Source organism: Bacillus sp. FSL M7-0307 (assembly GCF_038627835.1).
Taxonomy (GTDB): Bacteria; Bacillota; Bacilli; order Bacillales; family Bacillaceae; genus Bacillus; species Bacillus altitudinis.
Map to the genome: position 1 here is coordinate 1,511,549 of NZ_CP152023.1, position 12,415 is coordinate 1,523,963.

The 12,415-nt window shown below is 42.3% G+C and carries 14 protein-coding genes; 13 read left to right on the top strand and 1 reads right to left on the bottom strand.

The features are described 5' to 3' along the window. Positions 1-5 precede the first annotated feature (5 nt). From def to spoVM, 10 genes are all read left to right on the top strand, one after another. Complete coding sequence (gene def, locus MHI41_RS07690) at positions 6-488, top strand: peptide deformylase (protein WP_017359337.1); 483 nt, start codon at positions 6-8, stop codon at positions 486-488. A gap of 5 nt (positions 489-493) precedes the next feature. Next, the gene (fmt, locus tag MHI41_RS07695) at positions 494-1,447 is read left to right on the top strand and encodes a methionyl-tRNA formyltransferase (protein WP_342494685.1); all 954 of its coding nucleotides are present in this window, start codon (positions 494-496) and stop codon (positions 1,445-1,447) included. Continuing rightward, on the top strand, positions 1,434-2,777 hold the full coding sequence (gene rsmB, locus MHI41_RS07700) for a 16S rRNA (cytosine(967)-C(5))-methyltransferase RsmB (protein ID WP_113747338.1): 1,344 nt from the start codon (positions 1,434-1,436) through the stop codon (positions 2,775-2,777). The genes fmt and rsmB overlap by 14 nt, the downstream gene beginning before the upstream one ends. A 3-nt stretch (positions 2,778-2,780) precedes the next feature. After that, positions 2,781-3,869: a 23S rRNA (adenine(2503)-C(2))-methyltransferase RlmN gene (rlmN, locus tag MHI41_RS07705; RefSeq protein ID WP_017367222.1), complete on the top strand. Its 1,089-nt coding sequence runs from the start codon at positions 2,781-2,783 to the stop codon at positions 3,867-3,869. Between the two features lie 3 nt (positions 3,870-3,872). Continuing rightward, positions 3,873-4,643 (top strand): Stp1/IreP family PP2C-type Ser/Thr phosphatase, encoded by a 771-nt coding sequence (locus MHI41_RS07710; RefSeq protein WP_034647887.1) that lies wholly within the window; start codon positions 3,873-3,875, stop codon positions 4,641-4,643. Beyond that, entirely contained in the window at positions 4,637-6,592 is a 1,956-nt protein-coding gene (gene pknB / locus MHI41_RS07715) for a Stk1 family PASTA domain-containing Ser/Thr kinase (RefSeq protein WP_113747339.1), read from the top strand. The genes MHI41_RS07710 and pknB overlap by 7 nt, the downstream gene beginning before the upstream one ends. 12 nt (positions 6,593-6,604) lie before the next feature. Next, positions 6,605-7,501 carry a ribosome small subunit-dependent GTPase A gene (gene rsgA / locus MHI41_RS07720; RefSeq protein ID WP_017367225.1) on the top strand — a complete coding sequence of 299 codons (897 nt, stop codon included), beginning with the start codon at positions 6,605-6,607 and terminating at the stop codon, positions 7,499-7,501. A gap of 3 nt (positions 7,502-7,504) precedes the next feature. Continuing rightward, complete coding sequence (rpe, locus tag MHI41_RS07725) at positions 7,505-8,155, top strand: ribulose-phosphate 3-epimerase (protein WP_017367226.1); 651 nt, start codon at positions 7,505-7,507, stop codon at positions 8,153-8,155. A 59-nt stretch (positions 8,156-8,214) separates the two neighbouring features. Beyond that, complete coding sequence (locus MHI41_RS07730; RefSeq protein WP_017367227.1) at positions 8,215-8,859, top strand: thiamine diphosphokinase; 645 nt, start codon at positions 8,215-8,217, stop codon at positions 8,857-8,859. A gap of 71 nt (positions 8,860-8,930) precedes the next feature. Further along, on the top strand, positions 8,931-9,011 hold the full coding sequence (gene spoVM, locus MHI41_RS07735; RefSeq protein WP_008354550.1) for a stage V sporulation protein SpoVM: 81 nt from the start codon (positions 8,931-8,933) through the stop codon (positions 9,009-9,011). 69 nt (positions 9,012-9,080) lie between these two features. Here the strand turns inward: spoVM and rpmB are convergent, their stop codons facing one another. Beyond that, positions 9,081-9,269: a 50S ribosomal protein L28 gene (rpmB, locus tag MHI41_RS07740; RefSeq protein WP_003212514.1), complete on the bottom strand. Its 189-nt coding sequence runs from the start codon at positions 9,267-9,269 to the stop codon at positions 9,081-9,083. 271 nt (positions 9,270-9,540) lie between these two features. On the opposite strand from rpmB, the gene MHI41_RS07745 reads away from it, so the two are divergent. The 3 genes from MHI41_RS07745 to sdaAB all read left to right on the top strand — a co-directional run bounded on the left by MHI41_RS07745 (position 9,541) and on the right by sdaAB (position 12,404). Then, a complete protein-coding gene (locus MHI41_RS07745; RefSeq protein WP_008344871.1) occupies positions 9,541-9,903 on the top strand; it encodes an Asp23/Gls24 family envelope stress response protein in 363 nt (120 codons plus the stop codon). Between the two features lie 15 nt (positions 9,904-9,918). Further along, on the top strand, positions 9,919-11,592 hold the full coding sequence (locus MHI41_RS07750) for a DAK2 domain-containing protein (RefSeq protein ID WP_017367228.1): 1,674 nt from the start codon (positions 9,919-9,921) through the stop codon (positions 11,590-11,592). A gap of 149 nt (positions 11,593-11,741) precedes the next feature. Beyond that, a complete protein-coding gene (gene sdaAB, locus MHI41_RS07755) occupies positions 11,742-12,404 on the top strand; it encodes an L-serine ammonia-lyase, iron-sulfur-dependent subunit beta (protein ID WP_017367229.1) in 663 nt (220 codons plus the stop codon). Positions 12,405-12,415: the final 11 nt, after the last annotated feature.

Here is a 12,415-nt window from a genome sequence, read left to right on the forward strand (position 1 = left end):
TTTTCGTGGCAATCAAACCGATAGTCTTACATCCTGCAGACGTGCTTGAACAACAAACAGAGCTTGTTGATACATTCGATAAAAAACTGAAAAAACTGCTGGATGATATGTATGATACAATGCTTGAACTAGATGGAGTCGGCCTAGCCGCACCACAAATCGGCATCTCAAAAAGAATCGCCGTGGTCGATATCGGAGAAGATTCTGGGAGGATTGACTTAGTAAATCCTGAGATTCTTGAAGTGGAAGGGAGCCAGACAGACATTGAAGGCTGCCTGAGCTTTCCATCTTTGTACGGAACGGTTGAAAGACCAAATTATGTGAAGGTGAAAGCCTTTGATAAGAAAGGCAAACCATTTACAATAGAAGCAGAAGGATTTTTAGCAAGAGCTTTATTGCATGAAATTGATCACTTAGACGGCGTATTATTCACGTCGAAGATCATTCAAACCTATACAGAAAAAGAACTTGCGGAAATGGAAGGGTGAAGAAAATGGCACGTATCGTATTTATGGGAACCCCTGATTTCTCAGTACCTGTGCTGCAAACACTTATAACAGAAGGATACGAAGTGGTCGGGGTCGTCACGCAGCCAGATCGCCCGAAAGGCAGAAAACGAGTGCTGACACCGCCTCCTGTAAAAGTAGAAGCCTTAAAACACGGCATTCCAGTTTTACAGCCTGAAAAGGTACGTCTTGATGAAGAAATTGATAAAGTGCTTGCGTTAAAGCCAGATTTGATCGTAACAGCAGCGTTCGGACAAATTTTGCCAAAAAAATTACTTGATGAACCTGAATTTGGCTGTATCAACGTTCATGCCTCACTGCTGCCAGAACTAAGAGGCGGTGCACCGATCCATTATGCGATCCTGCAAGGCAAAAAGAAAACAGGCGTGACGATCATGTATATGGTGGAAAAGCTTGATGCAGGTGACATGATTAGCAAAGTAGAAGTAGAAATTGATGAATTAGACAACGTCGGAACACTGCACGATAAATTAAGTGTGGCTGGTGCGGCCTTATTAAAAGACACCGTTCCAAATGTGTTAAGCAGGTCCATCTCGCCAATCCCGCAAAATGAAGAGGCAGCAACATATGCACCAAATATTAAGCGGGAGCAGGAAAGGTTAGACTGGACAAAACCAGGAGAAGAGCTTTACAACCAAGTTCGCGGCTTAAATCCATGGCCAGTTGCCTATACTGAATGGAACGGTGCTAACTTAAAAGTATGGGAAGCGAAAAAAGTCCCGCTTCAAGCACCAGAAGAACCTGGGAAAGTGATCGAGCTTCAAAAAGAAGGACCAGTCGTTGGAACAGGAAATCAGCAAGGCCTTTTATTAACGAGTGTACAGCCCGCTGGAAAGAAAAAAATGAGCGGTGAAGACTTCTTAAGAGGCGCAAATATCGAAATTGGACAGAAATTAGGGCTAATCAATGAAGAAAAGTAATGTGAGAGAAGTAGCGCTAGACGCTTTAATCAAACTCGAACAAAATCAAGCCTACAGTAACTTGCTTTTGCAGTCAGTGATGAAAGAGAAAGAACTTTCCGATCAAGACAAACCGCTATTAACAGAACTTGTATACGGTACACTGCAAAACAAGCTGGCACTTGATTATATGCTCACACCCTTTGTGAAAAAACCGCAAAAGGTGGCTCCGTGGGTCATGCAGCTTTTGCGTATGTCTCTTTATCAGATGGTTTATCTTGAAAAAATTCCAGATCGTGCAGCCATCCATGAAGCAGTGGAACTAACGAAAAAGCGCGGACATAAAGGCATTTCTTCACTAGTCAACGGCGTTCTTCGTTCTGTGCAAAGAGAAGGCGTGCCAGCATTTGATGCGATCAAAGATCCGGTAAAAAGGCTTTCGATAGAGACAAGCCATCCATTGTGGCTCGTACAAGAATGGGTGGAGGCGTACGGTTTTGAAGCAGCAGAAAGCATGTGCCGTATTCATTTAGTCCCGCCAAAGCAGACATTGCGTGTCAATCGAATGAAAAAAGACCGCACTGCACTGCAGCAAGAACTCATGGATGCAGGAATTGAAACAGAGCTCGGCGACTTATCTGAGGATGCACTCAAGCTCATGAAAGGATCTATCGTATCCACTCCTTTCTTTCAAGAGGGCTTTGTCACGATCCAAGATGAAAGCTCCATGCTTGTCGCAAGAGCGCTGGACCCTCAGCCGGGAGAAATGGTGCTTGATGCCTGTGCCGCTCCTGGTGGTAAATCAACACATATCGCAGAGCGAATGAACGATGAGGGGAACATTGTGTCTCTTGATTTACATGAGCACAAAGTAAAACTGATTAAACAGGCAGCAAAGCGTCTGAACTTAACGCATATTGAGGCAAAAGCGCTTGATGCAAGAAAAGCATCCGACCATTATGATGATGCTTCGTTTGACCGTATTCTCATTGATGCACCATGTTCAGGTTTTGGCGTCATCAGACGAAAACCAGATATGAAATATACAAAGTCCTCGGAAGACTCAGCAAGACTTGCGACAATTCAGCAATCGATCTTGCATGAAGCAGCCCAGCTGCTAAAGCCAGGCGGAACCCTTGTATACAGTACATGTACAATGGATCCAACAGAAAATCAACAAGTGATTCATGCGTTTTTACAAGAACACCAAGACTTCGAACCCGATCTATCTCTTAATGAACGGCTGCCTGAGCAGGTTGCTCCGTTTGTTCAAAACGGAAGTGTACAAATTCTTCCTCATTATTTCGGAACAGATGGTTTCTTTATTTGCAGCATGAGAAAGAAGGGATAAAAAATGACAGAACAAAAACAAAAAGTAAGAAAAGAACTGAAAACAGATATGCCGTCGATCTACTCATTTGAGCTAAACGAAATCAAAGAATGGTTAAAGGAACAAGGCGAAAAGCCTTTCCGTGCAACACAAATTTTTGAGTGGCTTTATGAAAAACGCGTCACATCCTTTGATGAAATGTCTAACCTTTCAAAGGAATTAAGAGAAAAATTAAAAGATCAATTCGCCATCACGACTTTAAAAACAGTGATCAAACAAACATCTCAAGATGGAACGATCAAGTTCTTATTTGAATTACACGATGGCTATACCATTGAAACCGTGCTGATGCGCCACGAATACGGCAACTCTGTCTGCGTCACAACACAGGTTGGCTGTCGAATTGGTTGTACATTCTGTGCATCTACACTTGGCGGTTTGAAACGTAACCTTGAGGCGGGAGAAATTGTGGCCCAAGTATTGAAAGTACAACAGGCGCTTGATGAAACAGATGAACGCGTCAGCTCAGTTGTCATCATGGGAATTGGCGAACCGTTTGATAACTTTGATGAAATGCTTGCATTCCTTAAAATCATTAACCATGATAACGGCTTAAATATTGGAGCACGTCATATTACGGTTTCGACGAGCGGGATCATTCCAAAGATTTATCAATTTGCTGATGAGCAAATGCAAATCAACTTTGCTGTCTCCCTGCACGCACCAAATACTGACATTCGAAGCCGCCTCATGCCAATCAATAAGGCATACAAGCTGCCAAAATTAATGGAAGCTATTGAATACTACATTCAAAAAACAGGCAGACGCGTGAGCTTTGAATACGGTCTGTTTGGCGGAGTCAATGATCAAGTCCATCACGCAGAAGAACTTGCTGATTTATTAAAAGGAATCAAATGCCATGTAAACCTCATCCCGGTGAACTATGTACCAGAAAGAGATTACGTGAGAACACCAAGAGAACAAATCTTCCTATTTGAAAAAACGCTGAAAGAACGAGGCGTAAACGTAACGATTAGACGAGAGCAAGGCCATGATATTGATGCTGCTTGCGGTCAGCTAAGAGCGAAGGAGCGTCAGGAAGAGACGAGGTGACGAATGTTGATAAGGGCAGCCTTTCAAACCGATACAGGAAAAGTCCGTCAGCATAATGAAGATGATGCAGGTATTTTTGAAGCAAAAGAAGACACACTTCTAGCTGTTGTAGCAGATGGAATGGGAGGTCATCTTGCTGGTGATGTAGCCAGCAAGATGGCAGTTTCTTCTTTAAAAGAATACTGGCAGGAAACATCTTCAATTCCAAATAAACCAGCCGATCAAGAGAATTGGTTAATCTCAAAAATTAGCGACATTAATGACCAAGTATACGAACATGCGAAAAACAATGAGGAGTGCCAAGGAATGGGGACGACCATCGTATGTGCGCTCGTTCATTTGCAAACGGTCACAATTGCCCATATTGGTGACAGCCGCTGCTACTTGCTAAGAGAAGGAGCACTGACCCAATTAACAGATGATCACTCACTAGTGAATGAGTTAGTGAAAACAGGAGAGATTTCAAAAGCGGATGCAGAATATCATCCAAGAAAAAATGTGCTGACCAAAGCGTTAGGAACGGATAAACACGTTCAAATTGATGCACGAACTTTTGAAGTGGATCCAGGAGATCAAATTTTGCTTTGCTCAGACGGGTTATCGAATAAAGTAGAAGAAGAGCATTTGATTCAGATTTTATCGCAAACAACCGCACCAGATGAAAAAGTAACAGAGTTAGTTCAAACAGCGAATGACAACGGCGGTGAAGATAACATTACAGCAGTACTGTTAGAAATCTCCTCCCAAACAGAGGAGGGTGACAGCAAGTGTTGATCGGAAAAAGGATCAGCGGCCGTTATCAAATTCTTCGCGCCATAGGCGGAGGCGGAATGGCCAACGTTTATTTGGCGGAGGATATGATTTTAGATCGCGAAGTGGCGATTAAAATTTTACGGTTTGACTTTGCAAGCGATGATGATTTTATTAGACGGTTCCGGCGAGAAGCGCAATCAGCAGCCAGCTTAGATCATCCGAATATTGTCAGTATCTACGATGTAGGGGAAGAAGATGACATTTATTATATTGTCATGGAATATGTCGAGGGGATGACGCTGAAGGAATACATACACGCCAATGGACCACTTCATCCAAAAGAAGCCGTTCGCATCATGGAGCAAGTCGTTGCGGCGATGGAAGAAGCCCATGCGAAACAGCTCGTCCATAGAGATATTAAGCCTCACAATATATTAATAGACAACTTGGGGAATATCAAAGTCACTGATTTTGGCATTGCCATGGCACTTAGCTCAGCGACCATTACCCATACGAATTCTGTTCTTGGCTCCGTGCATTATTTGTCCCCAGAGCAAGCGCGCGGCGGTCTTGCAACTAAAAAGTCAGACATTTATTCACTTGGTATTGTTCTTTATGAGCTGATTTCAGGACGCATGCCATTTGAAGGAGAATCCGCTGTCAGTGTCGCACTGAAGCATTTGCAATCAGAGCCGCCATCTGTGAGAAGGTGGAATCCTTCTGTACCACAAAGCGTGGAGAACATCATTTTAAAAGCGATGGCTAAAGATCCATTCTATCGATACGAAGATGCATCTGAAATGCAAAAAGACTTAAAAACGGCTTTTGACCCTGCAAGACTAAAAGAAAAGCGCTTTGTCATTGAAGAAGATCATGAAGCAACAAAAGCCATTCCTATTATAAAAGATCATCAAGTCGATCAAGACAATGAAAAAACAGCCGTCCACCCGGTTCAAAAACCAAAGAAAAAAGAGAAACAAAAGCCGAAGAAAAAACGGAAAAAATGGCCGTGGATTGTAGCGTCGATCTTATTTGTTTTGACGGCTGCGACCATTTTAGCGATCACGGTATTCCCAGGATTACTCTTTCCAAAGGATGTAGAGGTGACCGATGTTTCTGGCATGACGGTTGAAAAAGCGGAAGACACCTTGAAGAAAGCCGGATTTACCGTCGCTTCTGAACCCATTGATATTGCCGACGAGAAGATTGAAAAAGGGCTGGTTGTCAAAACAGACCCGAAAATCGGAACTAAGGTAAAAGAAGGGACAGAAATTCAGCTTTATCAAAGTACAGGTAAAGAAAAAACCGAATTACCTGATGTAACAGGTGAAAAGGTCGAGAAAGCAAAAGAACTATTAGAGAAAAAAGGGTTTAAACAGGTTGTTGTAGAGGAAGTGAATGATAATGACACAGAATCAGGCATTGTCATGGAACAGAAACCTTCCGCGAATACAGAACTTGTCGCAGCAGATGAAGAAGTCACATTGACCGTCAGTATAGGCCCTGCCGATATTACCTTACGGGATTTAACGACGTATAGTAAACAGGCCGCATCAAATTATCTAGAGGATAATGGACTAAAGCTAGATGAAAAAGAAGCATATTCTGACGATGTGCCGAAAGGTGAGGTCATGAAGCAGGAACCGGGAGCGGGGACAGCTGTTAAACCTGGTGATACGGTTAAAATTACGTTCTCTCTTGGACCAAAAGAGAAACCGGCCAAAACGGTGACTGAAAAGATTGCGATCCCGTATGAACCAGAATCAGAAGGACAAGAAATGAATGTTCAAATATCTATTGATGACGCAGAACATAGCATTTCTGATTTATATGAAACCTTTAAAATCACTGCGCCCACTGAGCGAACGATTAAATTTAAGATAGAACCTGGTCAAAAAGGATACTATCAGGTGACAGTGGATGATAAAGTAGTGAGCTCCAAAACGATTGAATACCCTGATGATGAATAAAGGAGGGACTTTATGCCTGAGGGCAAAATTATTAAAGCATTAAGCGGATTTTATTATGTGCTAGATGAGTCTCTAGAAAGTGGCAAAGTAATTCAGTGTAGAGCGAGAGGGATCTTTCGTAAAAACAAAATAACCCCTCTTGTTGGAGATTATGTCGTCTATCAAGCAGATAACGATAAGGAAGGCTATTTGCTGGAAGTAAAAGAGCGGACAAATGAGCTGATTCGGCCGCCTATTAGCAACGTTGATCAAGCGGTGCTCGTTTTCTCAGCAGCAGAGCCGACTTTTAGTACATCGCTTTTAGACAGATTCCTAGTGCTTGTTGAAGAGAGCCAGATTGAACCGATTATCTGCATCACAAAAATGGACTTGCTGAAAACAGAGCAAGAGCGAGAAACGATTCAAGCCTATGCAGAAGACTATCGCCAAATTGGATACGACGTTCATTTAACATCGACGATCGAAGGGGATGGAATTGAAAAACTGACCCCGCATTTCCATCACAAGATTACTGTATTTGCAGGTCAATCAGGTGTAGGGAAGTCTTCTCTATTAAATGCGATGAGTCCTGATTTAGCACTGAAAACAAATGATATTTCCTCCCATCTTGGCAGGGGGAAACATACAACAAGACATGTGGAACTCATTCGAACGGCTGAAGGGCTCATTGCCGATACACCAGGATTTAGCTCGCTTGAATTTACAGGCATCGAAGCGGAAGATTTAGGGCTCTATTTCTTAGAAATCAGAGAGAAGAGTGCAGAATGTAAATTTAGAGGCTGTTTGCACGTAAAAGAGCCTGGATGTGCGGTAAAAGAGGCAGTAGAACACGATCGCATCAGAGAGTATCGCTATCAGCATTATTTAGAGTTTTTAACTGAAATTAAAGACAGAAAGCCGAGGTACTAAATCATGGTTTATATTGCCCCATCCATTTTATCAGCCGATTTTGCCAATCTGGAGAAAGATATCCGTGATGTGGAACAAGGTGGAGCGGATTATATTCATATTGATGTGATGGACGGTCATTTTGTGCCGAATATGACATTTGGACCAAATGTAGTGGAGGCGATCAGGCCGCATACAAAGCTGCCGCTCGATGTTCACTTAATGATTGAGCAGCCAGACCAGTATATCCCTGCATTTGCAAAAGCGGGCGCTGATATTATTTCTGTTCATGTCGAGGCGTGTCCACACTTACATCGCACGATTCAGCATATAAAAGAACAAGGTGTCAAAGCAGGGGTCGTTTTAAACCCGCACACACCCGTTTCTCAAATCGCGCATGTATTAGAGGATGTTGACCTAGTCTTATTCATGACGGTGAACCCTGGTTTTGGCGGACAGGCGTTTATTCCTTCTGTTCTCTCAAAGGTAAAAGAAGTAAAGACACTTAGTGAACAAAAGGGCTTAACCGATTTACTCATTGAAATAGATGGCGGTGTCAATGTAGAGACAGCAAAGAGCTGCAAAGAAGCAGGCGCTAATCTACTGGTTGCCGGCTCAGCGGTATATGGGAAAGACGACCGCGCGGCGGCCATTCAGGCCATTCGAGAAGCATAAGAAAAAGAACCAAAGTCATTGTGATCTTTGGTTCTTTTTCAATGGAGAGGAGCGTAATCATGCACATACATATCGTAGCCGGCGGTCCTTTTGCATACATCCCGCCGCTTGATCATGAAGCATCTGAGGAGGACATTCTCTGGGTCGGCGTAGATCGGGGAACCCTTTTCTTACTAGAGCATGGCATTGTACCTGACAGAGCATTTGGTGATTTTGATAGTGTGACAGAAGAGGAGCTTCATGAACTGAAAAAGAAATTGCCTGCACTCAATCTATTTCAGGCAGAGAAAGATGAAACGGATTTAGAACTTGCGCTGAACTGGTCTTTGCGTCAGAATCCAGCACATATTCAAATTTACGGCATCACAGGCGGAAGAGCAGATCATTTTCTTGGGAATATCCATCTCCTTTATAAAGGCATTCAGCACAAACAGAGCATGACCCTTGTAGACAAACAAAATATCATTCAAATGTTTGGACCTGGTACATACGAAATCAAACAAGACCCGGATAAAAAATATGTGTCGTTTTTGCCCTTCGGTACATCGGTTGAAAAGCTGACATTAAAAGGTTTCAAATATCCTCTGAAAAATTGTCATATTGAGCCTGGTTCCACACTATGTATTAGTAACGAACTCATCCACTCAAATGGTACTTTTTCTTTTCATGAAGGCATATTAATAATGGTAAGAAGCAAAGATTGACCAACCTATCAATGTGGATGGCTGATTAAGCTCAATTGTGCTGCAAGCGGTACTTTTAGGAGGGGGACAAAATGAAATTTTATACAATCAAACTGCCTAGATTTCTTGGCGGCATTGTCCGTGCGATGCTTGGTTCATTTAAGAAAGATTAATGAGTATTCTCCTTTATTTCCACATAAAAACGCCTGCTACAGTTAAATGTAGCAGGCGTTTACTCTTGCTTATACACGCTCAACTTTACCAGATTTCAAAGCTCGAGCTGATACATATACTCTTTTAGGCTTACCGTCCACTAGAATACGAACTTTTTGAAGGTTCGCGCCCCATGTACGTTTTGTAGAGTTCATTGCGTGAGAACGGTTGTTCCCAGCTTTTGTTTTTCTGCCTGTAATAACGCATTTACGTGCCATTTGTTTCCCTCCTAACTGCGAAAACATCATCATATTCTTCATATACGTACTTAGAGATGCCTCAAGATACTTTAATAATTTACCACAGCTTCAAGGGGTTTGCAAGGATTGTTTACTCCTCTTTCAAGAAAAATACCTTGACATCTTGATAAAAAATCAAGGCTATAGTATAAGTAGGATTGGGTCGGATTGAATGATTTCTTTTAAAAAGAAGGGTCTTATAGTAAAATAGTGATAACTCAGGGCAATTTCTCAAAAAGGGGGAACCAATGTGTCCATTGAACTTAGAACGAAATACGGACAAATTGATATATCAAATGAAGTCATTGCAATGGTGGCAGGAGGCGCTGCGATCGATTGCTATGGTATTGTTGGCATGGCGTCCAAAAATCAAATAAAGGACGGCTTGACGGATATTCTCCGCAAAGAGAACTTCAGCCGGGGTGTTCTTGTGCGTCAAAAAGAAGATCGCATTCATATTGATATGTACATCATCGTCAGCTACGGTACAAAAATATCAGAAGTCGCACATAATGTTCAAACGAAAGTCAAATATACGATTCATCACACGATTGGACTTTCAGTTGACTCAGTCAACATTTATGTACAAGGAGTAAAAGTTACGAACCCGTAGTAAGGAGGAAATATATTGTCTATTAGAAATCTGGGTGGCCGTTCATTTGCAAAAATGATTCTTGCAGGTGCTCACCATCTTTCTCAAAACGCACAAATTGTTGATGCGTTAAATGTTTTTCCAGTGCCAGACGGAGACACGGGGACAAATATGAATTTGTCAATGACTTCAGGGGCAAAAGCAGTTGAAGAAACAAATACCGATCACATTGGTAAGGTCGGGGTGGCTCTGTCGAAAGGGCTCTTAATGGGGGCAAGAGGAAACTCAGGTGTGATCCTGTCTCAGCTCTTCAGAGGTTTCAGCAAAAATATAGAACAAAAAGAAACAATTGACGCAAAAGAATTTGCGCTTGCCTTGCAGGCCGGTGTTGATACAGCATATAAAGCCGTCATGAAACCGATTGAAGGAACCATCTTAACGGTTGCAAAAGACGCAGCAAAGAAAGCGGTTGCTGTTTCAGCAACAGAAGACCAAATCGATCGTGTGCTAGAATTAACGATTGAGGAAGCAAGAGCATCACTTGACCGAACGCCAGATCTCCTTCCTGTTTTAAAAGAAGTCGGCGTTGTAGATAGCGGCGGTAAAGGGCTTCTTTGTGTATATGAAGGTTTTCTTGCTTCCTTAAGAGGAGAAGAGCTTCCTCCTAAAACGGCCTCTTTGCCAACATTAAAAGAATTAGTGAGTGCAGAGCATCATAAAAGTGCACAAAGTCATATGAACACAGAAGATATTGAATTTGGCTACTGTACAGAATTTATGGTGAAATTTGAAGAAGACAAACAGTCCTTTGACGAAAATGCCTTCAGAGAAGAATTAAGCGAATTCGGAGATTCACTTCTTGTGGTATCTGATGATACGCTTGCAAAAGTTCATATTCATGCAGAGCAGCCGGGAGATGTCTTATCATATGCACAGCGCTACGGCAGCTTGATCAATATGAAAATTGAAAACATGAGAGAGCAGCATAGCTCGATCGTCAATGAAGAAAAAGATCACTCGCCTGCTGCACCAAAAGCAACAGCTGCTGAAAAACAGCGCTTTGGAGTAGTGAGTGTCGCAATGGGAGAAGGGATTGCTGACTTGTTTAAAAGTATCGGAGCATCCGTCGTCATTGAAGGTGGGCAGACGATGAATCCGAGCACAGAAGACATTGTCAAAGCAATTGATAGCATTCATGCCGAAACCGTCTTTATCTTACCTAATAATTCTAATATTGTCATGGCAGCTAAACAGGCGGCAACTGTCTCAAGTCGTGAGGTCGTTGTTATTCCGACAAAGACCGTTCCTCAAGGAATGTCGGCACTTCTTTCTCTAAATGAAGCAGCTTCAAATGAAGACAATGAAGCAGCGATGTTAGAAGCGATTGATCATGTGAAAAGCGGCCAAATTACCTTTGCAGTGAGAGATACCCAAATTGATGGGATCGACATTGCCAAAGGCGATTATATGGGCCTATACAATGGAAAAATCACCTTAACAGCTAAAAATCAATTAGATGCAGCAAAAGAGCTTTTGACCCAAATGGTGACAGAAGATGATGAGATTGTCACAATCATCAAAGGGGAAGATGCATCATCTGATGAGATGGAAGCTTTAGAAGCATATATTGAAGAAACATTTGAAGATGTAGAAGTTGAAGTCCACGATGGAAAACAGCCGCTTTATTCATATATTTTGGCTGTTGAATAAAGAAAGAAGGGCACATGAAGCCCTTCTTCTTCTTTTGCATTTTTTTACTATGTGTTCATTCGTGAAATGAGTTGCGGGAATCGAATGAATCCATTAGTCTAAAGGGAGTAACAAACCAATCTGAGATTGGTGATGAGAGGGGAAGACCTATGAAATTTAGAAGTGTGTTTGATATTATTGGACCCGTCATGATTGGTCCATCAAGTTCGCACACGGCGGGTGCGGCTCGTATTGGAAGAGTGGCTCGCAGCTTGTTCGGAAGAGAACCGAAACGAATTACTGTATCGTTTTATGGCTCTTTTAAAGATACGTATAAAGGACACGGGACAGATGTAGCCATTATCGGCGGTGTTCTTGACTTTGATACATTTGATGAACGAATTAAAACAGCGATTGATATTGCAAAAAGCAAAGAAATCGACATTGAGTTTAAAGAAGAAGATGCGGTACCAGCGCATCCAAATACAGCAAAAGTAGAAATTTCAGATGCGAATGGAAGCCTTGAATTAATCGGGATTTCCATTGGCGGAGGTAAAATTGAAATCACAGAATTAAATGGCTTTGAACTGAGACTCTCAGGGAATCACCCGGCCATTCTTGTGGTTCATAACGACCGTTACGGGACGATTGCAGCAGTTGCCAATGTGTTAGCGAAATTTGCCATCAATATTGGTCATATGGAAGTGGCACGTAAAGAGGTCGGGCAAGAAGCACTCATGACGATTGAAGTGGATCAGAATATTGACCCAGCGGTTTTAACAGAGCTTGAGACGCTGCCAAACATTATTCAAGTCACACAAATTGCAGAGTAACAACAAGGAGG